Source organism: Actinoallomurus spadix (assembly GCF_024055725.1).
Lineage (GTDB): Bacteria > Actinomycetota > Actinomycetes > Streptosporangiales > Streptosporangiaceae > Actinoallomurus > Actinoallomurus spadix.
In genome coordinates this window covers 231,921-254,898 of the sequence record NZ_JAMXMX010000001.1, presented here as the reverse complement: position 1 = coordinate 254,898, position 22,978 = coordinate 231,921, and the positions used below count along the sequence as shown (strand labels likewise).

Here is a 22,978-nt window from a genome sequence, read left to right as displayed (position 1 = left end):
TGACCGATCGGTCTACTTTCGACTAGCGTCCTGAGGTGTGGCGAGGACGAAGGAGTTCGATCCGGACGCCGTGCTGCAGAAGGCGATGGAGCTGTTCTGGGAGCGCGGGTACGAGGCGACGTCGATGGCCGACCTCGTCGAGCACCTCGGCATCGCGCGGGCCAGCATCTACGCCACCTTCGGCGGCAAGCACGACCTCTATCTCAAGGCGTACGAGCGGTACGCCCGGACCCGTGACCTCAACATCGTCGAGCTGCTGTCCCAGCCGGGGCCCGTCCTGCCCGCCGTACGGGCGCTGGTGCGCGCCTACGCCGAGGAGTCCGCGGCCGATCCGCACCGGCGGGGCTGCATGGTGGTGAACACCGCGGTGGAGCTGGCCGGCCGGGACGCGCAGGCCGCCCGGCGGGTCGAGGCGAGCTGGGACACCGTGGAGACCGCGCTGACCTCGGCGCTGACCAGGGCGCGGGCCCAGGGCGAGCTGCCGGCGGACAAGGACCCGCGGGCGCTGGCCCGGTTCCTTCTCGTGCTGCTGCAGGGGATGCGGGTGCTCGGCCGGGCCCATCCCGGCCCGGACCGGCTCAGCGACGCCGCGGACCAGGCTCTGGCCGTCCTGGACTGACCCGGCGGGCGACCGGCGCGCTCACGGCGCTGTCAGCTGCATGTGAGCCCGGCCGCGACGACCGAAAGGAGCCGGCGCCGAGGAACCTCGTCGTCGACGCGACGCGGAACCTCGGCGTTGAGGACGTCAGGAGGTGAAGCCGGCGAAGTAGGCGGCGGCCATGTCCTCCTCGGCGTGGCCCGCGCGGCCGGCCCGGCGGAAGCGCTCGCGGGTGGCCTCCATGACGTCCATCCGGACCCCGGCGGACGCGGCGGCCGCGCAGATCAGCCGGGTGTCCTTCTCGGCGTTGGTCACGGTGAAGGTCGGCGCGAAGTCGCCGGCCATGATGGCCGCGGCCTTCTGCTGGAACAGCGCGCTGTCCATCGGCCCGGCGCCGACGACGTCGCGGAACGCCCGCGGGTCGACGTCCAGGGCCCGCGCCAGGGCGAGGGCCTCGCCGACCCCGGAGACGAGGGTGAGGGCCCAGGTGTTCGTGACGAGCTTGAGCCGGCTGCCCGTACCGGCGGGGCCGAGCCACAACGTCTGCTTGCCGACCGCGTCGAACACCGGCTCCAGGGGTTCCCGCGCGCGCTCCGGTCCGGAGGCGAGCACGATCAGTTCTCCGCGTTCGGCGGGCTGCCGGCTGCCCTGCACCGGGGCGTCGACGAAGACGAGGCCGTGCCGTTCGGCGAGCGCGCGAAGGTCGTCCAGCGGGCCGAGGCCGACCGTGCTCATCTGCGCCCAGATCTGCCCCTCGCGCAGGCCCGGGGCGGCCTGCTCCATCGCCCGGAGCACCGCCTCGCCGTCGTTCAGCATCGTGATGATCACGGTGGCGCCCTCGACGGCCTCGGCGGGGGTGCCGGCGACCTTGAGCCCGCCGACGGCCTCGGCCTTCGCCCGCGTACGGTTCCAGGCCCGCAGGTCGATGCCCTGAGCGAGCAGGTTGCGGGCCATCGCCGCGCCCATGATCCCGGTTCCCAGCAGTGCGACGGTCATGGTCCGGCTCCTCTTTCTTGACTGATCGTTACATTTTTTGGGCAGGGGGCGGCGCCGGGCGCCCGCGCCGTCACGGCAGCACGCCGAGGGCGGTCTCGACGACGACGGCCAGCCGCCGCCGGTCCGGGCCGGCCTTGGCCATGACCCGCAGTCCCTGGATGGCCGTGATGAAGAAGTCGGCCAGCCCCGGCACGTCGGTGTCCGCGGGGAGCTCGCCGCGCTCGCGGGCCCGGGTGAGCGCGGCCGCGATCGACTCGCGCACCCCGCCGAGCGCGTCGGTGACGATGCGCCCCGAGACGGCGTCGTGCGGAAGCCGCTCGATCGCGGTGTTCGTCACCAGGCAACCGCGCCGGTCGGCGTCGCGCGCCGCCTCGTCGACGAGCGACAGCAGCAGGTCGCGGAGCACCGTGCGGATCGGGACGTCGCGTTCGAGCCGGGCCGTCATCCGCGCCGACGACAGCTCGGCGTACCGCCGGAGGGCCACCTCGTACAGTCCGTCCTTGCTGCCGAACGCGGCGTACAGCGAGCCGCGCCCGAGCCCGGTGGCCTCGACCAGATCCTGGATCGAGGTGGCCTCGTAGCCCCGGCGCCAGAACAGCTCCATCGCCGACCGGACCACCGTCTCGGTGTCGAACTCCCGCGTCCGTGCCATGGCCGGGACGATAGCCGTATCTGTAACGGTCAGTCAAGAAAGCTCCGGCGGCGCGTCATCCGAGCAGGAATGATCACCGCTCGCTACGTTCGGTGACGTTCAGTGACGCCTTCGAGAAGGGACCATCGGGTGAGGTATCCGAACCAGCGGGTCATCGCCGTCGTGCTGGGCGGCCTGCTCGCCGCCGTGACCATGGCCGGACCGGCGCGGGCCGACGCGCATCCGCGCGTCCCCCGGCCGATGATGGGCTCGTCGAGCACCGTCACGCCGGGGCGGGCCGAGGCGGCGCCGATGATCCCGACCAGGCGGAGCGTCGCGATCGCCCGCGCCCGCACGTGGCTCACCGCCTGGCACGGCGGGCCGGTGCCGTACAGCCAGAGCCGTTACCTGGCCGGCTGGCGCACCGACTGCTCCGGATACGTCTCGATGGCCTGGAACCTCCAGACCGCGGGCGGCGCGCCGCTCAACTACAACACCGACAGCATGCTGCGCGGCGGTCCCGGGTACCCGGGACCGGTCGTGCACCCGATCGGCTGGGGCGACCTGAGAGCCGGCGACGCCATCGGGTTCCTCGGCGCGGGCAGCGCCGGCGACGCCGGGCACGTGATGCTGTTCGAGCGGTGGGCCGACCCGGCGCACACCACGTACTGGGTGTACGAACAGGCCGGTGACGGCGGGACGCACCACCGTACCCACCGGGTGTCCTACAACCACTACCGGCCGTACCGCTACAACCGGATCCTCGAGGGCTGATGCGGCAGGCGAACGGCCGGTCACACCCAAGGAGCCCGGGGGTCGGGTCAGGGTGACCGGCCGTTCGAGTGCCACGCGGCCGGTGTGGTCACGAGGTGGCACGTGTGTTCGGCTCGGTCAGGGGACAGGGACGGTGATGTCAGGGCTGGACGTTCTCCAGGTCCTCCAGCAGACTCGGGTGCGCCGGCTGCCACCCGAGAACATCGCGGGTGTGGGCGCTGGACGCCGGCTGGTCCATCGCGAAGATCGGGCCGAACGGGCCGAAGGCCCCCTCCGATACCGCCTCGACCGGCAGGCCCAGCCGCCGGCCGATGACCGTCGCGATGTCGCGCACCGCGTCGCCCTCGTCGGCCACGGCGTGCCAGGACGTCCCCGCCGGCGCCGATTCGAGGGCCAGCCGGAACAGGACCGCTGCGTCGAGGGCGTGGACGGCCGGCCAGCGCTGGGTGCCGTCGCCCGGGTAACCGGCCACCCCGGTGCGGCGCGCTTGGTCGGCCAACAGGCCGGCGAAGCCGCCCTTGCCCTCATTGTGAACGGTGCGTGGCATGCGGACCGCCGTCGCGCGCACGCCGCGCGAGGCCAGTTCCAGCAGCGCGTTGACCGAGCGGCCGCGACCGCCCACCGGCCCGTCGGTCGGCAGCGGATCGGCCTCGGTGGAGGCGCGGCCCGGCACCCAGGGCGTCCCGGAGACGGTGACGATCGGTCGATCGCTGCTGGTGAGCTCTTCGCCCAGTGTGGCCATGGCCGCGCTCTCCTCGGCGATGGCCGCCGCGAGCACGTCGGGGTTGCTGTAGTCGCGTCCGAACGCCAGGGAGATGACGCCGTCGGACTGCGCGACGCCGGCCCGCAGGACGTCGAGATCGGCCAGCTCTCCGCGCAGCACCTCGGCGCCGGCCTCCTTGAGGGTCTGCTCGGAGGCGTCCGAGCGGGCCAGCGCGAGAACGGTGTGGCCGTCGCCGAGCAGTTCGGCGACGACGGCGGATCCGATGGTGCCGGTGCCGCCGGTGACGAAGACGTGCATGGAGGACTCCCCAGAGTGATGGGACTGATGTCGCATCACCGTAGCAGAGCGATGGGACACATGTCGCATCACTCTGTTACAGTGATGACATGGCTCGATGGCAACCGGGGGCGCGCGAGCGACTGGTCGTCGCCGCCGTGGATCTCTTCACCGAACAGGGATACGACGCCACGACGGTGGCCCAGATCGCCGAGCGCGCCGGAGTCACCAGAAGTACCTTTTTCAGGCACTTCTCCGACAAACGTGAGGTCCTGGTGGCCGGCCAGGAGACGTTGAGCCGCCTCCTGGCCGAGGGGATCGCCGAGGCGCCTGCCGGCGCCGGCCCGCTCGAGGCGGTCGCCGCCGGCCTCGAGCGCGCATCGAGCGAAATGGGGCCGGTGAACCGCGAGCTCGGCCCCCGTCTCAAGGCGGCCGTCGCGGCCAGCGCCGAGCTTCAGGAACGGGACGCGCTGAAGAGCGTCGGTCTCGCGAGCGCCATGACGACCGCACTCCTCGCCCGCGGCGTCCCCGGCCCGATCGCACACCTCGCAGCCGAGATGGGGGTCCTCGCTTTCAAACGAGGCTATGCCGAGTGGTCCGAAGCCGATCGTGATGACGACAGAGGGCTCGCCCCCCATGCGCTGGCCGCCCTGGAGGATCTTCGCACGGCGACCACGAAGCTGAGCTGATCTCCCCATCACCACCGACCCGGCGTCCCGATCCCGAGGGTGGCGCCGGGCGCCCAGGCACGTTGTGGTGCCGAACGCGGCGGCCAGGCGTGACCAGGAAGGCTCCGATCCTGCCCGATACCGGGCAGGATTCTTGCTCTTTTCATCCCAGACCCGGAATTATCGGCGTTCGTGGCCGGACAACCCCATGACGAGCTCGTCGCCCACCTCAGCCGTACGTCGGCGCTGAGCCCCGGCGAGGCGGCGCGCGTCGTCGCGGACGTGCTCGCCTACTTCGCCGAGCCCGCCGAGGACTTCGTCCGCCGGCGGCACGCCGAGCTGAAGGCGCGCGGACTGACCAACGACCGGATCTTCGAACGCATCGCCGCCGAGCTGCCGTCGCGGCGCGTCGCTCCCCCGGAGCTCTCGCTGCGCCAGCTCCGCCGCATCGTCTACGGATGAAGGAGACCTGATGTGCGGAATCGTGGCCTACGTCGGCCCGCGGGACGCCGTCCCGATCCTGACCGAGGGGCTGGCCCGCCTGGAGTACCGCGGCTACGACTCGGCGGGCCTGGCCGTCCTCGGCCGCGCGGGTGACCTGCGCGTGCGCAAGGCCAAGGTACGGGTCGGCGAGCTGGCGGCCGGGCTGCCCGCCCGCTTCAAGGGCGCGCCGGGCATCGGGCACACCCGCTGGGCCACCCACGGCGAGCCCAGCGACCTGAACGCCCACCCCCACATCGCCGGGACGATCGCCGTGGTCCACAACGGCATCATCGAGAACGCCGACGAGCTGCGCGCCGAGCTGGCCGCCGACGGCGTCGTCCTGTCCTCCGAGACCGACAGTGAGGTGCTCCCCCACCTGATCGCCCGTTCCGGGGAGGCGGAGCTGGAGGACGCCGTACGGGAGGCGCTGTCGCGGGTCGTCGGGACGTACGGCATCGCCGTCGTGGACGCGCGCCACCCCGGGGTGCTGGTCGTCGCCCGCAACGGCAGCCCGGTCGTGCTCGGCATCGGTGAGAAGGAGATGTTCGCCGCCTCCGACGTCGCCGCGCTCGTGCGCTACACCCGGCAGGTCGTGCACCTCGACGACGGCGAGCTGGCGACCGTACGCGCCGACGGGTTCCGCACCTCGACGCTGGACCGGCGCGCCACCCGCAAGGAGCCGTCCCTCATCGAGGCCGAGGAGGCCGCGTACGACGCCGAGGGCTACACGCACTTCATGCGCAAGGAGATCCACGAGCAGCCCGCCGCCGTCGAACGCGCGCTGCGCGGCCGACTGGACCTGCGCTTCCACACCGCCCACCTCGGCGGCCTGAACCTCGACCCGCGCGAGGCCCGGGAGATCCGCCGGGTGAAGATCCTCGGCTGCGGCTCGGCGTACTACGCCGGGCAGGTCGGGGCGCAGCTCATCGAGGAGCTCGCCCGGATCCCGGCCGACGCCGAGCCCGCCTCGGAGTTCCGCTACCGCAACCCGGTCGTCGAGGCGGACACCCTGTACGTCGCGGTCAGCCAGTCCGGTGAGACCTACGACACCCTCGCCGCCGTGCAGGAGCTGAAGCGCAAGGGCGGCCGGGTCCTGGGCGTCGTGAACGCCGTCGGCAGCGCGATCGCCCGCGAGTGCGACGGCGGCGTCTACCTGCACGCCGGCCCCGAGATCGCGGTGGCCTCGACCAAGGCGTACACCTCCACGGCCGTGGTGTTCGCGCTGCTCGCGCTGCACCTGGGGCGCATCCACGACCTGTCCCCCGCCGACGGGCGCCGGATCGCCGAGGGGCTGCGGGCCCTGCCCGCGCAGATCGAGGAGATCCTGAAGCAGGAGGACCGGATCGCCGAGCTCGCGCGGGAGTACGCGGCGTACCGCAGCATGCTGTTCGTCGGGCGGGTCCGCGGCCGGCCGGTCGCCCGGGAGGGCGCGCAGAAGCTCAAGGAGGTCTCCTACGTCCACGCCGAGGCGTACCCGGCCAGCGAGCTGAAGCACGGCCCGCTCGCCCTGGTCAGCCCCGAGCTGCCCGCCGTCGCCGTCGTTCCGGACGACGAGCTGCTGGACAAGAACCTGTCGACGATCGGGGAGATCCGCGCCCGGCGCGGCCGCGTGCTGACGGTCGGGCACCGGGAGACCGGCGACGACGCGATCGTCGTGCCGAAGAACGAGCCCGAACTCGACCCGATCCTGTTGTCCATCCCGCTGCAGCTGCTGGCCTACCACGCGGCCGTCGCGCTCGGCCACGACGTCGACAAGCCCCGCAACCTGGCCAAGAGCGTGACGGTGGAGTGATGGCGCTGCTGGCGTTCGCCGGGGTCGCGGCGCTGCTCACGCTGGTCCCTGGCCCGGACTCGCTCCTCGTCCTGCGGACCACGATCGCCCAGGGCCGCCGCGCCGCGCTGGTCGCCGCGCTCGGCGTCCAGGCCGGCTGCCTGTGGTGGGGCGCCGCGGCCGGCCTGGGCCTGACCGCGGTGCTCGCGGCCTCCCACACGCTGTACGCGGTGCTGCGCTGGGTGGGGGCCGCCTACCTGCTGTACCTGGGCGTACGGCTGCTGCTGCGCCGCGAGGCGGCGGGAGAGACGACCGTCCCCTCCGGGCGGAACCGGTTCCTCACGGGCCTGCTGACCAACGCCCTCAACCCGAAGGTCGGGGTCTTCTACCTGTCGCTGCTACCGCAGTTCGTGCCGCCGGGCGCGCCGATGCTGCCGTGGAGCCTCCTGCTGGCGGGCGTGCACGTCACCGAAGGGGTGCTCTGGTGCGCGCTGCTGGCCGTCCTGGCGGACCGGCTGGGGCCGCTGCTGCGGCGGCCGAGAGTGGGACATGTGCTCGACCGGGTCGCCGGCACGGCGTTCCTCGGGTTCGCGCTCCGGCTGGCCCTGCGCCCGTGACGCGCCGCCGTCCGCACCCTTGACCCGCCGCCGTCCGCGCCCGCCACGCGCCGCCCTCCGCGCCCGCCACGCGCCGCCCTCCGCGCCGGAGCCGGCCGGCGGCGCGTGCCCGTGGGGATGTCAGGTGGCGTGCCCGGTGGGCGGGCAGGCGAGTTCGAACGGCCCGATGTCGTAGCCGTGGCCCTGCGGCCGCCTGACGCCGTCGTAGTCGGTGGCCGGCGCGCCCAGCGGCGTGCCGGCGTCGGCCTCCGGCGCGGCCGGCCGGAGGTGGTAGTCGCCGGTGCCGTCGTCGCGATAGTCCACCATGCCCAGCCCCGCCGGGTCGACGACCTCACCGTCCGCCCTGCCGGGCGTCCACGGATCGTCCTTGGAGTTGTTCCTGCCGAACGTTCCGTAGCCGTTGTGGAAGAACAGGTTGTGCCCGTACTCGTTCCCCGGATCGTCGGCGTTGGAGTTTACGTTGACGCCGTACATCGCGTTCCGCGCGATGACGTTGTTCGTTATCACGAATCCGCGGGCAACCCCGCCCGCGTCGTCGTCGCCGGAGATGTGGATTCCGTGATTCCGGTTATGGAAGGTCAGATTGCCGGAGACGGTGATTCCGACGATGTTGTGGTTGAAGCGGATCCCGGACCCGGAATTGCCGTAGGTGAGGTTGTTCCGCACCAGGTCCCGGGCCGCGGACGGGTATATCCCGTGCTTGTAGTCGCAGCGGGACGACGGGCCGATGCGCTCGACCCGGTTGCCGGTGATGACGTTGCCGGCCTCCTCCCCGTTGTCGCCGATCCCGTCGCCGGTGGCCGTGTACCCGGACCGGCCGCCGTCGCCGTCGTCGTTCTGGCAGCCGATCGTGGCGACCCTGTACACGTGGTTGCCCTGGACCACGTCGTGGGAGGCGTCGAGGAAGATCCCTTCCGACGCCGTCGGGTCCGTGATCTCGAATCCGATGATGCGCACGTAGTCTCCGTTGTTGCGGAAGGCGAACCTGCCGCTCGACGGCTTGATCAGCACCTTCCCGGGAGGGTCGGCGACGAAGGTGACGTACGCGTCCGGCCGCCCGTCCTTGTCGTTCACGACCGGCTCCCGGTACGTCCCGGCGAGCACGTGCACGGTGACGCCGCCCCGTCTCAGGCTCATCGTGTCCAGGACCGCCGTGGCGTGCCCCATCGTCGCCCACGGGTGTCTCCTGGTCCCGTCGGCGGAGTCGCTGCCGGTCGCCTGGGAGACGTACCGCTGCAGGCCCGCGTGGGAGGTCACGCCGAGCGCCGCCCGCTGCGCGCCCGGGCCGCACAGGGCGGTCGCGCAGCCCGCCGGCAGTGCCGCCAGAGCGGCGGCGACCGCACCGGCCGATCGATGTCCACGCGCCATGGAGGATCCTTCCGGGTCGGGGAGGCCACCCGCCGCGCCGCCGCCCCTGTGAAGGCGGCGCGGTCGCCGCGCCGGCGCCGTCGCCTGGGGACGGAGACGCCGGGGGTGCACTGAACGGCGGCGACCTCAGGCTGACCTGGGAACCCACCGCTCGCAACGGGCCGGCTGCCGGGCCGAACAAAACCCGATCAATCGAACATTCCCCGCGCCTGGACGTGGCGGTCGGGTTCGCGCGCGGTCCTCAGCGGGCGGCGGTCAGCACGATCCTGCTCAGCTCGGCGTTCGACGCCGTGTCGCGGAGCCTCCCGATGAGGAGTTCCGCAGCCTCCTGCGGGCCGAGCGCGTGCAGGACGCGGCGCAGCCGGGTGGCGACCTCCAGCTCCGCCGGCGACAGCAGCAGGTCGTCACGGCGGGTGCTCGACCCGGTGACCTCGACGGCGGGGAAGATCCTCTTGTCGGCGAGCTCACGGCTCAGCCGCAGTTCCATGTTGCCGGTCCCCTTGAACTCCTCGAAGAAGACGTCGTCCATGCGGGAGCCGGTCTCGACCAGGACGGACGCGAGGATGGTCAGCGAGCCGCCCTCCTCGATGTTGCGGGCGGCGCCGAGGAACCGGCGCGGCGGGTGGATCGCCGTCGTGGCCACGCCGCCGGCGAGGATCCGGCTGCCGGCGGACGCGCCGAGGTTGTAGGCCCGTCCCAGCCGGGTGATCGAGTCGAGGATGACGACGACGTCCTGCCCGAGCTCGACGAGCCGCTTGGCGCGCTCGATCGCGAGCTCGGCGACGGCGACGTGCTCGGCGGCGGGCCGGTCGAACGTCGAGTGGACGACCTCGGCGTCGACCGACCGCCGCAGGTCGGTGACCTCTTCGGGGCGCTCGTCGACGAGCACGACCATCAGGTGGCATTCGGGATGGTTGAGGCGGATGGCCGTGGCGATGGACTTCAGCATCATCGTCTTGCCGGCCTTCGGCGGCGCGACGATGAGCCCGCGCTGGCCCTTCCCGATCGGCGCGATCAGGTCCACGACGCGGCCGGCCAGGTCCTTCCCGCCCGTCTCCAGGCGCAGGCGGTCCCGGGGGTGGAGCGGGGTCAGACTCGCGAACTCGGGCCGCGCGGCGGCGTCGTCCGGCGGCAGCCCGTTCACGGCGTCGACCCGGACGAGGGCCTGGAACCTCTGCCGTTCGTCACCTGGCCGCGGGCGGCGGGCCGCGCCGTCGATCCGGTCGCCGGGACGCAGCCCGAACCGCCGGACCTGCGCGAGGGACACGTACACGTCGGAGGGGCCGGCCAGGTAGCCGGACGTCCGGACGAACGCCTGCTTGTCGCCGACGTCCAGGACACCGGAGACGGGCGTCGCCGGATTCTCCCGCCCGGCCGGCACGCGGGAGGTGGTGATGGATTCGAGGGTGGTGGTCATGAAGGATCCCTTCGGGAATTCGGCGCCGTCGCGAGAACGGCACGCGGAATTACGAGGCGGCGCGTCGGGCCGCCGGAGGAATCGCGTACGGCGAAGCGGTACGCGAGGAAGCGATGAGCGCGATGGACACGACCGCTTTTCGCGGAGCCTTCGCGTCTTTCAAAGAATCGAGATGCCCGCCGGACACTCAGGCGGCGAAGAATGGGGCGATGTCTCTGAGAGACAAGATGAGGTGATGCCCCTGTGAAGAAATGTGGGGCCGGTGCCCCTCAGTGAGAGAACGCCTTTCCCGATCGGGCGGGAATCCCGGCGTCGCACCCAACATATAGCACAGAGTGCCCGGAGCACCAGCCGTCTTCCCGGGCCACCGGAACCTCGCTCCTGCGGGGGAGGCGGGGCGAGCCGCCGTTCTGCGAGGATCTCGGCGTGAAGTTCCTGGTCCGCCCGCTTTTCAGCATGACGACGTACCGCCTCTGGACGTTCCTCCTCGGCGGCACGGCGCTCCTGGTGCCGTACCTCCTGATCTACGCCGGCCTGCTGCAGATCATGGGCACCGCCGGGCGGCTGCCCGCCGACCAGGTGCTGCAGTCGGCGGTCATGCTGCTCGCCTACATCGCCGTCTCCAGCGCGGTGGCCTTCATCCCCGCCGTGCGGATCCTGTCCCGGACCGCCGCGGAGACGCTGCTGGACGTACGACTGCCCGAGGAGACCGCGGAGGGCATGCGCTCGTGGCGATCACGCCGGCGCACCGCCGTCTGGTGGGCCCTGCACATCGGCGTGGGCGGCGGCACCGGGCTGGCCGCCGTGATCGCCCTGCCGGTGGCCCCGACCCTGCTGCGGGCGGTGTTCGGCCACTCCGCGGCACTGGTCACCGGCGGGGCCCTGCTCCTGGGCGTCTTGGGCCTTCCTTTGATCATCTGCCTCGGAGCGGCCGTCGGAGCGCTGCTGGCCCGGCTGGCGCCGGCGCTGCTCGGCCCGTCCCCGGCGGACCGGCTCGTGCAGCTCGAACGGCGCGCGGAGCAGCTGATCGAGCGTAACCGGCTGGCCCGTGAGCTGCACGACTCCATCGGGCACGCGCTGACCGTCACCACCCTTCAGGCCGGCGCCGCGGCCCGCCTCCTCGACGCGGACCCGGAGTTCGTCCGCCGCGCGCTGTCGGCGATCGAGGAGACCGGGCGGACCGCCCTGGACGACCTCGACCACGTGCTCGGCCTGCTGCGCGAGGACCCGAGCGCCCGGACCCCGCAGCGGACGCTCGCCGACGTCGCCGCGCTGGTGGAACAGACCCGGGCCGCCGGCGTCGAGGTCCGCGCCGAGGTCGGGGCGACCGGTGGCATCCCGGCCGTGGTCTCCCGGGAGGCCTACCGCATCCTGCAGGAGGCGCTCACGAACGTCCTCCGGCACGCCGGCAAGGTCTCCGTCGACGTGCGGATCGAGGTCCGCTCCGACCGGCTCGAACTCGAGGTGACGAACCCGGTCGGGTCCGGCGCCACGCCACGGACCGGCGGCGGCAGCGGCCTGCGCGGCGTCCGGGAGCGCGTCGCCCTCCTCGGCGGGCACTCGACCGCGGGCCTCGACGGCACACGGTGGCGAGTACACGTCACGATCCCCGTCGTCCCCCTGCTCGAACTGGAAAGACAGTGACAGACATCCTCATCGCGGACGACGAGCCGCTGATCCGCACCGGCCTGCGCGCCATCATCGACGCCGAACCGGACCTCACGGTCGCCGGCGAGGCCGCCGACGGCGCCGAGGTGCTGCCGATGGTCCGCTCGGTGCGCCCCGACATCGTCCTGATGGACGTCCGCATGCCCGCCGTCGATGGCATCCAGGCCACCCGCACGATCCTTGACGCGGTCCCCGAACCGCCGCGGATCCTGGTCATCACGACGTTCGAGAACGACGACTACGTGTACGAGGCGCTGCGCGCCGGCGCGAGCGGGTTCCTGCTCAAACGGGCCCGCCCGCCGGAGATCCTGCAGGCGATCCGCACCGTCGCGCTCAGCGACTCCCTGCTGTTCCCCGCGGCGATCCGGGGGCTGGCCGCCCGGCACGCAGCGGGCCGCGAGGCCGACCGGGTGCGGCGGGCGCGGCTCACCGAGCGCGAGGAGCAGGTCCTCACCCTGATGGCCCGGGGGCTGTCGAACGCGGAGATCGCCGCGGACCTCGTCGTGAGCGTGGAGACCGTGAAGACCCACGTGGGGAACGTGCTGGCCAAGCTCGGGGCCCGGGACCGCACCCAGGCGGTGATCGCGGCGTACGAGTCGGGGTTCGTCCAGCCTCTGTGACCCGCCACCCCCTGCAACCGCCGGGAGCACGGATCTGTTCCCGGTGTTCCCGGCGGTCCCGGGGTCGCGAGGCTCCCGGACGTCCCGGCTCAGGGGCGAGCGCGGTCGCCGTTCTTGACGGAGGCGGCGTAGACGTCGACGTACTCCTGGCCGGACAGCTTCTGGATCGCCGCGATGATCTCATCGGTGACGGCCCTGGGGTCGGCGTCCTCGGCGAACCGCAGCGGCTCGCCGAAGCGCACCTCCACCCGCGCGATCCTCTTGGGCATCCGGTGGCCCATGGGCTGGACCCTGTCGGTGCCGATGAGGGCGCACGGCACCACCGGCGCGCCCGAGGCGAGGGCCAGCCGGGCCACTCCGGTCTTGCCCCGGTAGAGCCGGCCGTCCGGGGACCGGGTGCCCTCCGGGTAGATGCCGAAGAGCCTGCCCTGCCCCAGCACGCGCAGCGCCGTGTCGAGCGCGTCGGCCGCGTCCGAGCCGCCGCGGCGGTCGACCGGGATCGTACCGACGCCCCGGAAGAAGGCCGCGATGAGCCGTCCCTTGAGACCGGCGCCGATGAAGTACTCCTCCTTGCCGATGAAGACGACCTTGCGCGGCGCCATCAGCGGCAGGAACAGGGAGTCACAGAACGACAGGTGGTTGGAGGCGAGGATCGCGGCGCCGTCCGGAACCGTGCCGGTCGCCTTGGGCCGGAACACGATCCTCAGGAGGGGTCCCAGCAACACGTGCTTGAGGAGCGAGAAGAACACGGCCACCCTTCCACTGACGAGTGCCCGACAGTCTGGCGTCTCCGCCCCCGCCCGTCGTTGCCCACGGGTCACAAGAAACCGTTCACGGTTCTTGTACCGCGCCCTCACTTGACGCACACGGTCAGGGCGCTCGGCGCGTCACTCGGGATGCCAGTCCGGCGACCGCCCGGACGCGCGCAGCACCGCCTCCCACTCGTCGCCCGGGCCGGGCACCGGCAGGTGCGGCACTCCGGTGCGCCAGGCCGCGGCGATGACGTCGGGCCGGCGGGGCCGGTGATCCTTGTCGAGCGCGCGGGCCAGGTCCCAGGCGTGCAGGTGCCACTCGACGCACACCGCCCCGGCGTAGTCCCCCGCGGTCAGCTTCGTGCCCCGGTAGGAGAGGTACGGCTCGTCCCACACGTCGAGCAGCCGGTCGGAGTAGGCCTCGGCGGAGACGGCGAACGCGACGATGTGGTCCCGGCCCTCGGCGGGCGGCAGCACGGCGAGCTCGGCGGCGTTCTGCCGCGACAGCTGGCGCATCATGAGGGCGGCCGGGGCGTCCTGGGCGAACAGCCGGGACAGCCTGCTGTTCGGAGCGTCGTTGAGGTACTCGTGGAAGTTCTCCGCGACGCAACGCAGGTGGCCGGCCAGGTCGATGGCCTCCCACTCCCTGCACGGCGTCGGCACGGACCAGTCGGAGAAGTGCGCGGCGAGCTCGCAGATGGCGATGACGCCTTCCCGGCATGCGCCGAGAAGGTCTCGCCGATCAGGCGGCGTGCGCTCCAACTGATCCCCCCGGACAGAGCACTTCCTGCTGGCTCGCATCGCCGTGGCCGGGACGGCCGCTGTTGCCCACGACGACACCTGAGTCGGTAGAGTCTCAGAGTTCATCGGCCCGTGCCACTCCGACCGCGCCGTGTTCACGCTGGTGGGGCACTGCCTTGTCCCCGATAGACGAAATCCGGCGGCGATTTCATGGACAAGTGGCGACGGCACGAGCGAATCGCGCCGAGGGTCAAGGTCCCCTCTCGACCGGGTCACCATGGTGTGCCCTGCGATCGCGGGTCTTCGCGCGGCGACCGGTCCGCCCCGGACCGTCGGCGCTCCCGCGGCGGTGTCCGGCGGCGGCGCCCGGTGTCCGGGCGCCGCACGGCCGGTCCCGCGTGGTGGTGGAACGCCTCAGACGTGGGCGGGCGGGGTCGTGCGCACGGCCAGCTTGTGCGCCTCCCGCATGGTGCGCAGCCGGTCGACCTCGTTGATGTACGGACGGACGCTCGCCTTGGCCCGCGCCTTGCGCGCGGCGATCTGCGCGGCGCGGCGCTCCTTGGCGTCGCCGTGCTCGTACGTCTTCGGGCCCATCGCCACCCGCTGGGCCGCCTCCGCGGCGAGCAGCGCGGCGTACAGGGCGCGATCGTAGGCGACCGCCAGCGGGCGCAGCTCGTCGAGCGAACGGCCCTCGACCTGAGCGGCGTGGAACTCCCGCTCCGCGTCCTGCGCGGCGGCGAGCCGGTCGCGAAGCCCGGCGGCGAGCTCCTTGTCCGCGGCGTGGCGCTCAGCGACCTCCGGGCTCACCTTGCGACCCAGGACCATGACGGCTCCCCTTTTCTCCTCGATGCTCTCCGAGCCAAGGGTAGAGGGTACGGCGAGGTGACACGCAGCCGGGACGCTCTTCCGGCGACCGCCTTTACGCAGTAAGGTGCGATCATGTCGCAGCGGGAACCGCTCACGCGTGAGCGCATCATCGAGACCGCGCTCCACCTCATCGATGGCCAGGGCCTCGGCCGGCTGACCATGCGCCGCCTCGGCGACTCGCTGCGGGTCGAGGCGATGGCGATCTACCACCACCTCCCGCACGGCAAGGAGCAGCTCCTCGAGCAGCTGATCGCCCACGTCGCCGCGCTGCCGGTGCCACCCGGCGACGGCGAGCCGCGCGAGCGGCTGCGCTCCTGGGCGCACGCCTACCGGAGCCGGCTGCTCGAGCACGTCGGCGTGATGCCCCTCATCGTCACCCGCCGCAGCCCGGGGGCGCTCGTGACGACGACCCTCTCCGTACGGGAACTGCTGCGCGAGTCCGGCCTGCCGGAGGCGGAGGCGTCCGTCGGCGCGCACGTCCTTCTCGGCTACCTGCTCGGCACGGTGGCCCTGGAGGCCCGCGAGCGGGCGTCCGGAACGACCATCGACGAGGTCGACTGGGACCAGCGGTTCACCGCCGGTCTCGACCGCGTCCTGACCGGCCTCGCCTGACGGGGCGTCGCCCGGCCGGGCGTCCCGGGCGGGCGTTCCGGGCACTCGCCTGACACCACCACTGCCGCCGCGCGGCCGTCTCCCGTACGATCATGGGGTCCGAATCCGGTAATCACCCCCTTATACGGAGATTCGGGATGGCCCGCTACACCCGTCTACGGCAGCTCCAGGCCCTCGACCCGGAGCGCGACTACCAGGACATCTACCGGATCAGCGCCGAGTACGAGTTCCCGTGGGACCTCCAGCGGTCCCTGGAACTGGCGCTCTTCCGCACGTACGCGGTGCCGTCGATCGGCGGCCTGCTCGACCGGACCGGGGAGTTCGCGCGGCGCGGTCAGAAACGCTATGACGACACCGTCGTCCTGCTCTACGAGATGACACAGGACGGCGGGCTGGACTCCGAACGCGGCCGCGCCGCGCTCCGCCGCATGAACCGCATCCACGGCCGGTACTCCATCTCCAACGACGACTTCCTCTACGTCCTGTCGACGTTCGTGGTGGTCCCGGTCCGCTGGATGGCGGAGTACGGCTGGCGCCCGTACAGCAGGCACGAGGTGCGGGCCACGGTCAACACCTTCCGCCACATCGGCCGCCTCATGGGGCTCAAGGAGATCCCGGAGACCTACGAGGAGTTCGCGGAGTTCCTCGACGGATACGAGCGCAAGAACTACGCCTACTCCCCGGAGAACCACCGGGTGGCGGAGGCCACGATCGCCGTCTTCGAGGGCTGGTTCCCCCGATTCCTGCGCCCGCTCGCCCGCAAGGGCGTGCTGGCGATGACCGACGCGCCGCTCCGCCAGGCCCTCGGCCTGCCGCGCGCGCCCCGGATCCTGGAGGCCGCCGCGCCCCGTGTCCTCAAGGCGCGGGCGCTCGTCGTACGGCTGCTGCCGCCGCGACCGTCCTCCCGGCCGAAGAAGCCCTACACCCGGTCCTACCCCGACGGTTACACCCTGCGGGACATCGGCCCGGACCCGGCCGGCGACCTCGGCCGGCGGAGCGCCTGAGGCACCGTCTGAGGGCACCGCCCGGGCGCACCGTCCGCGGGCGGCGGCGCGGCTGCCCGGTCACGGCGACAGATCGTTGTCTGTACTGAGAGTTGTTCTTTGGCCGATTTGGATGCGGGTGCGGACCGATAAGCCGTAAAGTGATCTCTGTCACGAGGAGTCACTGGGGCCTTCGGAAAACCGCCCGCTCGGGCCATATCGGCGTGCGGGCGAACCGCAGCACACTCGAAGACGTCTTAGTGACATGAGGCAACCGCACCTACGAGTAGTCGAGACCGGAGGCACGCAGATGTGCCCGCACGAGCCGCCATGCCCCTCGGCGACCGCACCCGACCGTGAGGCCGCTCGCACCGTCACCTGCCACCCCGAGCAGGGATGGAGTCTGCTCTGCAACGGGGTCGTACTCTTCGAGGACACCGGCGAGCTGCTCCCCGACGGGGCGATCATCGCGCCGCACCGCCCGACCGACGTTCCGGCTCACACGGCGGCGTGACGCGTTCTCTTCGGGGGACCAGTCCGAAATGACCATCGACCCGGGGGTGCTCAGGGCCGGCCGGTGCTCCACCGGCGCAGCCACTCCCCCACCACCGCCCCCACCTCGGCGGGCCTCCTCGCCAGATCGTGCCGTTCCCCCGGCATGACCTGGACGAAGGTGGCGTCCGCGGGGTCCGGGACACCGAACGGATCACGGTCGCCGTTGACGACCACGACCTCCACGCCCGCGGCTCTCAGCTCGTCCGCGCGGGAACGTTCGGGTCTCCCGGGTGGGTGCAGCGGAAACGCCAGCGCGATCACCCCACGTGCCCCGGCCTTCAGCGCCGTACGGCAGGCGACGCGCGCCCCGTTGCTCCGCCCGCACTGAATCAGCGGCACATCGGGGAATCCCTTCCGCAGCTCGGCGACCACCGTCAGCCAGGCCTCGTCCTGCCGCGCGGCCGAACCGGGGGCGCGCCGCCCGGCGCGGCGGAACGGCTGCAGCACGCGCGCCACGGCCCCGCCGAGCGCGAGCGCCTCCTCGCGGACGGCGAGCAGATCCGGCGCGTCGACCCCGCCGTTCGACCCGTGGGTCAGCACGAGGAGGAAGGCCGGATCCGCCGGCTCGTCCAGGGTCACCTCGGCCGGCCCCTGCGGGGTCGCGATGTCCATGCCGAAACCGTACTCCGCGGCCGGCGACTCACCGTCACCGAGGTGCGGCGGGCGACCGGCCGGAGGGATGACTTTTCGGTCCCGGCTGGTTGTCCGTCATAGGGTTCCGGCAGGGATTCGGTCACGGACGGAAGACGGTCTCAGAGGAGAGTCATGGGGAAAGCCGCCGATCGGCAGAAGGTCAAACGCTGGCAGGACCTCCTCGCCAGCGAGCGGGACGCCGCGGCCCTGTACTCCAGCCTCGCCCGCGCCGAGCACGGGGAACGACGCGAGATCCTGGAGGAGCTGGCGAGCGTCGAGCTGCGGCACGCGGCCCACTGGGAGGGCAAGCTGCGCGCGGCCGGGGCGGAGGTGCCCCCGCCCGGAGCGCCCAGCATGCGGACCCGGCTGCTCGCCACGGCGGCGCGGCGGCTCTCCACGCGCACCGTCCTGCCGATGATCGAGCGCGCCGAACGCTCGGACGCGGGGCTCTACGACCGCGACCCGGACGCCGCCCCGGGGATGGCCGACGACGAGCGCGGTCACGCGCGCACGCTCGCCAAACTCATCGACGGCGGGAAGCCCGACCCGCGGGTGCAGATCTCACGCCGGGAGGGCTGGCACCGGACGGACCGCTCGGGGACACTGCGGGCGAGCGTCTTCGGGGTGAGTGACGGCCTCGTGTCCAACACCGCCCTGGTCATGGGCTTCGCGGGGTCCGGATCGTCCCGGAGCGCGATCCTGCTCGCCGGGACCGCCGGGCTGCTGGCCGGGGCGTTCTCCATGGCGGCCGGGGAGTACGTCTCCATGTCCAGCCAGCGGGAGATGTTCGAGCGGGAGCTCGCACTGGAGGCACAGGAGCTGGAGGAGACCCCGGAGGAGGAGCACGCCGAACTGGTCCTGCTCTACCGCGCGAAGGGCCTGAACCGGGCCGACGCCGAGCGCCTCGCCGACCAGATCATGAGCGACAAGAAGGTCGCGCTCGACACGCTCGCGCGGGAGGAGCTCGGCATGGACCCGGACGAGCTGGGCTCACCGTGGGGCGCCGCGGGCTCCAGCCTGCTGGCGTTCGCGCTGGGCGCGTTCGTCGTGGTCCTGCCGTACCTGATCACCGGTGGCGCCGTCGCCCTGGTGACCGCGATCGCGCTCGCGGTCCTCGCGCTGTTCGGCGTCGGGGCGGGCATCGGCGTGCTGAACGGACGGCCGGCCGTGCGCTCGGGCCTGCGCCAGGTCGTCGTCGGCGGCCTCGCCGCCGGGGTGACGTTCCTGGTCGGGCACTTGATCGGCACCTCCGTATCCTGACCCCGGCGCGCGTGGCGGCGCGCCACCCGGAAACAATCGGATCATGGCTGAGACCATGAGCGAACAAGAGTGGCGCGACTTCCTGCTGAGCGGCACCCGCACCGGCAAGGCGGCCGTCATCAGGACCGACGGCACGCCGCACGTGACACCGATCTGGTTCCTCCTCGACGGGGACGACCTGGTGTTCACGACGGCCGCGTCCGGAACCAAGGGCAAGGCCCTGCGCCGGGATCCCCGCGTCTCACTCTGCGTCGACGAGGAGACCCCGCCGTACTCCTTCGTCTCCCTGTGGGGTGAGGCGTCCCTGTCGGACGATCTCGGTGAACTGCGCCGGTGGGCGACCGCGCTGGGCGGACGGTACATGGGCGCGGACCGCGCCGAGGAGTACGGCGCCCGCAACGCGGTGCCCGGCGAGCTCCTCGTCCGCGTGCGGATCACCAAGGTCGTCGCCCAGCGCGGCGTCGCGGACTGACCTCCACGAAGCGCGGCCGCAGGCCGGGACCGGTCGCGACGGGCCGGGGCGTCCGGTCAGTCGGTGTCGGGCCAGTCCGGGGGCAGGACGGGAACGTCGGAGCCCATGGCCTGGCGGAGCCGTTCGGCGAAGCTGTCCCGCAGGGCGCGGCCCCACGCGTAGTCCCCGGGGACCTGGACGGCCTCCCCGAGCACGTCGTAGACCTCGGCGGGCATGCCTCCGGGGCCCTTGGCGTACCGGGCTGCGATCACGGCGTGCATGTGGTCGAGCGCCCCGAACGCCTCGCCGGTGAGCAGGGGCAGCGAGCCGGCGCGTACGGCGGCCTCCACCTCGTCCTCCCACCAGGCGTCCTCCCCGGCGGCGAACGTGCGGCGCAGGCGGGCCCGTACGTGCTCGCCGAGCGCCGGGTCGTCGAGGCCGCGCCGCCAGATCTCCTGGGCGGCGTCGTCCCGGCCGCGCAGGGGGAGCGTCCGGGCCAGCAGCTCGATGGCGAGGGGGACGACCTCCGGGTCGGCGTCCTCGCCCGGCGTCACGCTGCCGAAGGCATGGATGGCCTGCTCCAGGTGCGCGATGCCCAGGCTGACCGCGAGCCGGGCGTGCGCCTGCGGGTCGCGGCCCCGGTCGACGAGGTCCAGCGCGCCGGCGAGGACGCGCTGGGCGCGTGCGGGCTCGCCCCAGTCGATCAGCCGCAACGCCAGATCGTGGGCGGCGACCGGGGCGTACTCCTCGTCGCCGGTCGCGATGACCTGCTCCCACCACTCGCTCGCCTGCCGGGCGTCGCCCTCCTCGTCGGCGAGCTGGGCGAGCGCGAGGTACGCGGGCGGCAGGTAGGCGCGGTTACCGAAGTCGACGAGGGTACGCCAGGCGTCACGAGCCTGGTCGCGGTCGCCGGCCCGCTGCCAGGACAGCGCGAGGTGGTACGCGGCGCGCGCGCCGTACTCGGGGTCTCCGGTGGCGATCGCGAGCCGGTCGGCCTCCCGGGCGCCGTCGTCGTCGCCGCGTCCCTCCAGCACCACCGCCAGGCCCAGCGCCGCCTGCGCCCGCGCGGGCGTGTCACCGGTCTCCAGCACCCGGCGGAACAGCTCCGCGGCGCGGTCCAGGTCACCGCGCTCGGCGTGGTTGCGGGCTTCTTCGAGGGAGGTCGACGGGTCGGCCGTCGCCTCATCGGGGGTCGTGCTCATCGGCCCTCCCGATCGCACGACGGCCCGTCGGCCGGAATCCGGGGTGATGCCTCGTCGCTCGCACTCATTCTCCGTGCCCTTGGGGGTAGGCGCTGGCCGTGTTGTGGGGACGAGCCTAACCGGGCGAAGGCCGCTCCGTCCCCTCTCGCCGCCGGTGTCGGCCACTCCGGCGGCGGCGGGCGGGAAGGTGAACGGAACGCTCGGCGATCATGAGCACGATCGGGACAAAACGCCTAGCGCCCCCCACCGGATCGACCTTCGTCCGAGCGGCCCGGCCGCCGCCCGGGCTCCGGCGTCAGCTCTCGCGCGTCACGGTGAGCGTCTGGATCCTCGGCGGGTCCTGCGGGTTCAGCCGGATCTCGCAGCGCAGCATCCCGCGCTCGCCACGGACCTCCCAGACGGCGTGGGCCGGTGAGTCCGACCGGATGATCTCCTCCGGCGCGGCCGGATCGAGCAGCGGCCCCACCTCGCCGGCCAGGCGCTCGATCGCGGCCCGGCGATGCCCGAGGCCGAGGTCCAGGTCGACGTTGCCGGCGAACCAGGCGGCGGCCACGGCCGGATCCCATTCGCGCAGGAGCCGCTCGACGGCGGCCCGTGCCTCGGCCGTCTCCGGCCACAGGGCCACGGGATCCTGCGGGTCGGCCCGGTCCGCGAGGACGGCGCGCAGGGCGGCCGCCGCCGCCACCCGCCCCGTGGCGTACCTCGCGTTGGTCAGCACGACGACGCCCAGGCCCGTACGGGGATGCCAGCGCATGTGCGATCCGAACCCCGGATATCCGCCGCTGTGGGCGACGACCGGTCCCCAGACCGGGTCCTCTTGGATCATCAGGCCGTAGCCGTAGCCCACGGTGACGGGCATCGCCCCGTCGCCCGGGTTCCCCGCGGGCCGGGTGGGCGGCACGGCCCGGTGCACCTGCTGCATGGCGCGACGCGACGCCCGGCGCAGCGGCCCGCCGTCCGCGCCGTCGCGCGCCGGGAAGGCACCGGCGAGCCAGCGCATCCACCGGGCGAGGTCCTCGACCGTGCTGAACAGTCCGCCGATCGCGGAGAAGACCCCGGGACCGGAGAACTCCTCCGGGTGCCAGCGTCCGTCGAGGCGGGAGTGCCCCGTCGCGACGCCGCTCCGGGCCGCGACCGACGTGTCGAAGCCGGTCGCCGTCAGGCCGAGCGGGCGGATCAGGCGCCGCTCCACGAACTCCTGGTACGACGCGCCGGAGGCGGCCTCGACCACCTGGCCGAGGACGGCGTATCCCAGGTTGGAGTACTCGAACCCGGTCCCCGGAACGCCGACGAACCGGACGCCTTCGGCGAGCAGGCGCGCGAACTCCTCCCGGCTCATCGACTCCTGGCGGTCGGCCCACGGGTCGTCGGTGGGCAGGCCGCCCGACATGGACAGCAGCATCCCCACGGTCACCTGCGGGGAGTCGGTCGTCGGCAGCCGTACCGCGCCGAACGCGGGGACGTACCGGCTGACCGGGTCGTCGAGGCGCACCGCTCCCTCGTCGGCGAGGATCATGATGGAGGCGGCGGTGAAGCTCTTGGTCATCGACGCGATGCGGAAGGCCGTCGCCGCGTCCGGACGAGGGCCGTCGAGGTGCGCGGCGCCGTGCCCGGCCGTGTGGACCAGGCCCGCGCGGTCGACGATCCCATACGCGAGCCCTGGCGCGTCACCGTCGTCCACCAGCGCGCGGAACAGCGCGTCGGCCTCCTCGACCGCCCCGCCGCTCTCCGTCCGCTGCCCCACCGCCGTCATCCGCCCACTCCCTGCCGCGTGTCACCCGTCGGCAAGGAGATGTATCACGTGCCCGCCGCCGCGACCTCTCCTACCCCGTCGTCCACGAGGCGGAGACCAGGAAGAACGCGAAACCTCACCGTCGCCCTTGACCGACCAGACCGGACGTTCCGGACGCCGGCCCGGTCACACCGACGGCCTACTGGCAACGGCGACGGCGGGCTGCCGCACCCGGGGCTTCCCGGTAACCGTCGGGGCGGGCGCCTGACGCCCCGCGGCCGCCCGGCCGTCCATGGCGCATTCCCCGCGCCGGGCCGGGACTCGCCGGGCCGTCAGAGGACGTCGTCGTACCCCTGCCACCAGCCCTTCTTCCGCGAGTCGCGGGCGAGGCCGGTGAGCGTCTCGCGGACCTTCACGTCCGTGACGCCGTACAGGTCGAGGAGGTCGCGTGGCCTGGTGTGGCCAGGGCGGGTGATGGGCGGCACACCGGACGGTTCGCGCGACAAGGGCAGAAGCACGGTTCTGCCAATCGCACGGGGGGCGGCTTGTAGGAAGTTTCCTTTTAGCGATCTGTTGACG

24 protein-coding genes and 1 pseudogene are annotated in these 22,978 nt (G+C 72.8%); 13 read left to right on the top strand and 12 right to left on the bottom strand.

The window, feature by feature from the left end:
- The first annotated feature begins 37 nt into the window (after nucleotides 1-37).
- Complete coding sequence (locus NE235_RS01105) at nucleotides 38-619, top strand: TetR/AcrR family transcriptional regulator (protein ID WP_252798740.1); 582 nt, start codon at nucleotides 38-40, stop codon at nucleotides 617-619.
- A 126-nt stretch (nucleotides 620-745) separates the two neighbouring features.
- On the opposite strand, the gene NE235_RS01100 is transcribed toward NE235_RS01105, so the two are convergent.
- Together NE235_RS01100 and NE235_RS01095 are read right to left on the bottom strand one after the other, a co-directional pair.
- On the bottom strand, nucleotides 746-1,594 hold the full coding sequence (locus NE235_RS01100; RefSeq protein WP_252798739.1) for an NAD(P)-dependent oxidoreductase: 849 nt from the start codon (nucleotides 1,592-1,594) through the stop codon (nucleotides 746-748).
- Nucleotides 1,595-1,664: 70 nt separating this feature from the next.
- Nucleotides 1,665-2,246: a TetR/AcrR family transcriptional regulator gene (locus tag NE235_RS01095; protein WP_252798738.1), complete on the bottom strand. Its 582-nt coding sequence runs from the start codon at nucleotides 2,244-2,246 to the stop codon at nucleotides 1,665-1,667.
- 129 nt (nucleotides 2,247-2,375) lie between these two features.
- On the opposite strand from NE235_RS01095, the gene NE235_RS01090 reads away from it, so the two are divergent.
- Complete coding sequence (locus tag NE235_RS01090) at nucleotides 2,376-2,999, top strand: NlpC/P60 family protein (RefSeq protein ID WP_252798737.1); 624 nt, start codon at nucleotides 2,376-2,378, stop codon at nucleotides 2,997-2,999.
- 139 nt (nucleotides 3,000-3,138) lie between these two features.
- Here the strand turns inward: NE235_RS01090 and NE235_RS01085 are convergent, their stop codons facing one another.
- Entirely contained in the window at nucleotides 3,139-4,020 is an 882-nt protein-coding gene (locus NE235_RS01085) for an SDR family oxidoreductase (RefSeq protein WP_252798736.1), read from the bottom strand.
- Nucleotides 4,021-4,109: 89 nt separating this feature from the next.
- Between NE235_RS01085 and NE235_RS01080 the strand changes: the two genes are divergently transcribed.
- From NE235_RS01080 to NE235_RS01065, 4 genes are all read left to right on the top strand, one after another.
- On the top strand, nucleotides 4,110-4,688 hold the full coding sequence (locus tag NE235_RS01080; protein WP_252798735.1) for a TetR/AcrR family transcriptional regulator: 579 nt from the start codon (nucleotides 4,110-4,112) through the stop codon (nucleotides 4,686-4,688).
- A 171-nt stretch (nucleotides 4,689-4,859) separates the two neighbouring features.
- Complete coding sequence (locus NE235_RS01075; RefSeq protein ID WP_252798734.1) at nucleotides 4,860-5,129, top strand: hypothetical protein; 270 nt, start codon at nucleotides 4,860-4,862, stop codon at nucleotides 5,127-5,129.
- A gap of 10 nt (nucleotides 5,130-5,139) precedes the next feature.
- Complete coding sequence (gene glmS / locus NE235_RS01070) at nucleotides 5,140-6,942, top strand: glutamine--fructose-6-phosphate transaminase (isomerizing) (RefSeq protein WP_252798733.1); 1,803 nt, start codon at nucleotides 5,140-5,142, stop codon at nucleotides 6,940-6,942.
- The gene (locus NE235_RS01065) at nucleotides 6,942-7,538 is read left to right on the top strand and encodes a LysE family translocator (protein WP_252798732.1); all 597 of its coding nucleotides are present in this window, start codon (nucleotides 6,942-6,944) and stop codon (nucleotides 7,536-7,538) included. The genes glmS and NE235_RS01065 overlap by 1 nt, the downstream gene beginning before the upstream one ends.
- Before the next feature lie 120 nt (nucleotides 7,539-7,658).
- On the opposite strand, the gene NE235_RS01060 is transcribed toward NE235_RS01065, so the two are convergent.
- Together NE235_RS01060 and rho are read right to left on the bottom strand one after the other, a co-directional pair.
- Nucleotides 7,659-8,906, bottom strand: a complete 1,248-nt coding sequence (locus NE235_RS01060) for a choice-of-anchor Q domain-containing protein (RefSeq protein WP_252798731.1) — start codon at nucleotides 8,904-8,906, stop codon at nucleotides 7,659-7,661.
- A gap of 241 nt (nucleotides 8,907-9,147) precedes the next feature.
- Nucleotides 9,148-10,257, bottom strand: a pseudogene (gene rho, locus NE235_RS01055) (transcription termination factor Rho); the annotation flags it as partial.
- A gap of 492 nt (nucleotides 10,258-10,749) precedes the next feature.
- On the opposite strand from rho, the gene NE235_RS01050 reads away from it, so the two are divergent.
- Nucleotides 10,750-11,967 carry a sensor histidine kinase gene (locus tag NE235_RS01050; RefSeq protein WP_252798730.1) on the top strand — a complete coding sequence of 406 codons (1,218 nt, stop codon included), beginning with the start codon at nucleotides 10,750-10,752 and terminating at the stop codon, nucleotides 11,965-11,967.
- Nucleotides 11,964-12,611, top strand: a complete 648-nt coding sequence (locus NE235_RS01045) for a response regulator (RefSeq protein ID WP_252798729.1) — start codon at nucleotides 11,964-11,966, stop codon at nucleotides 12,609-12,611. Before NE235_RS01050 ends, NE235_RS01045 begins: the two co-directional genes overlap by 4 nt.
- 89 nt (nucleotides 12,612-12,700) lie before the next feature.
- Here NE235_RS01045 and NE235_RS01040 read toward each other — a convergent pair whose 3' ends face one another.
- The 3 genes from NE235_RS01040 to NE235_RS01030 all read right to left on the bottom strand — a co-directional run bounded on the left by NE235_RS01040 (nucleotide 12,701) and on the right by NE235_RS01030 (nucleotide 14,929).
- The gene (locus tag NE235_RS01040) at nucleotides 12,701-13,360 is read right to left on the bottom strand and encodes a lysophospholipid acyltransferase family protein (protein WP_252798728.1); all 660 of its coding nucleotides are present in this window, start codon (nucleotides 13,358-13,360) and stop codon (nucleotides 12,701-12,703) included.
- A 138-nt stretch (nucleotides 13,361-13,498) separates the two neighbouring features.
- Nucleotides 13,499-14,125: a maleylpyruvate isomerase N-terminal domain-containing protein gene (locus tag NE235_RS01035; RefSeq protein WP_252798727.1), complete on the bottom strand. Its 627-nt coding sequence runs from the start codon at nucleotides 14,123-14,125 to the stop codon at nucleotides 13,499-13,501.
- A 393-nt stretch (nucleotides 14,126-14,518) separates the two neighbouring features.
- Nucleotides 14,519-14,929: a plectin gene (locus tag NE235_RS01030; protein WP_252798726.1), complete on the bottom strand. Its 411-nt coding sequence runs from the start codon at nucleotides 14,927-14,929 to the stop codon at nucleotides 14,519-14,521.
- 114 nt (nucleotides 14,930-15,043) lie between these two features.
- Here NE235_RS01030 and NE235_RS01025 point away from each other — a divergent pair, with 114 nt between their 5' ends.
- The 3 genes from NE235_RS01025 (at nucleotide 15,044) to NE235_RS01015 (ending at nucleotide 17,080) form a co-directional block, all read left to right on the top strand.
- On the top strand, nucleotides 15,044-15,583 hold the full coding sequence (locus tag NE235_RS01025; protein WP_252798725.1) for a TetR/AcrR family transcriptional regulator: 540 nt from the start codon (nucleotides 15,044-15,046) through the stop codon (nucleotides 15,581-15,583).
- A 137-nt stretch (nucleotides 15,584-15,720) separates the two neighbouring features.
- The gene (locus NE235_RS01020; protein ID WP_252798724.1) at nucleotides 15,721-16,587 is read left to right on the top strand and encodes an oxygenase MpaB family protein; all 867 of its coding nucleotides are present in this window, start codon (nucleotides 15,721-15,723) and stop codon (nucleotides 16,585-16,587) included.
- 289 nt (nucleotides 16,588-16,876) lie between these two features.
- Nucleotides 16,877-17,080: a DUF5999 family protein gene (locus NE235_RS01015; RefSeq protein ID WP_252798944.1), complete on the top strand. Its 204-nt coding sequence runs from the start codon at nucleotides 16,877-16,879 to the stop codon at nucleotides 17,078-17,080.
- Nucleotides 17,081-17,130: 50 nt separating this feature from the next.
- On the opposite strand, the gene NE235_RS01010 is transcribed toward NE235_RS01015, so the two are convergent.
- On the bottom strand, nucleotides 17,131-17,733 hold the full coding sequence (locus NE235_RS01010) for an alpha/beta hydrolase family protein (RefSeq protein WP_252798723.1): 603 nt from the start codon (nucleotides 17,731-17,733) through the stop codon (nucleotides 17,131-17,133).
- A 153-nt stretch (nucleotides 17,734-17,886) separates the two neighbouring features.
- Here NE235_RS01010 and NE235_RS01005 point away from each other — a divergent pair, with 153 nt between their 5' ends.
- Both NE235_RS01005 and NE235_RS01000 read left to right on the top strand, forming a co-directional pair.
- Entirely contained in the window at nucleotides 17,887-19,014 is a 1,128-nt protein-coding gene (locus NE235_RS01005; RefSeq protein WP_252798722.1) for a VIT1/CCC1 transporter family protein, read from the top strand.
- 43 nt (nucleotides 19,015-19,057) lie between these two features.
- Nucleotides 19,058-19,486 carry a PPOX class F420-dependent oxidoreductase gene (locus tag NE235_RS01000; RefSeq protein ID WP_252798721.1) on the top strand — a complete coding sequence of 143 codons (429 nt, stop codon included), beginning with the start codon at nucleotides 19,058-19,060 and terminating at the stop codon, nucleotides 19,484-19,486.
- 56 nt (nucleotides 19,487-19,542) lie between these two features.
- Here NE235_RS01000 and NE235_RS00995 read toward each other — a convergent pair whose 3' ends face one another.
- The 3 genes from NE235_RS00995 to NE235_RS00985 all read right to left on the bottom strand — a co-directional run bounded on the left by NE235_RS00995 (nucleotide 19,543) and on the right by NE235_RS00985 (nucleotide 22,917).
- Entirely contained in the window at nucleotides 19,543-20,667 is a 1,125-nt protein-coding gene (locus tag NE235_RS00995; protein WP_252798720.1) for a tetratricopeptide repeat protein, read from the bottom strand.
- A gap of 295 nt (nucleotides 20,668-20,962) precedes the next feature.
- Nucleotides 20,963-22,420, bottom strand: a complete 1,458-nt coding sequence (locus NE235_RS00990; protein WP_252798719.1) for a serine hydrolase domain-containing protein — start codon at nucleotides 22,418-22,420, stop codon at nucleotides 20,963-20,965.
- Nucleotides 22,421-22,731: 311 nt separating this feature from the next.
- Nucleotides 22,732-22,917, bottom strand: coding sequence for a hypothetical protein (locus NE235_RS00985; protein WP_252798718.1), 186 nt, complete (start codon nucleotides 22,915-22,917; stop codon nucleotides 22,732-22,734).
- Between the last annotated feature and the right edge of the window lie 61 nt (nucleotides 22,918-22,978).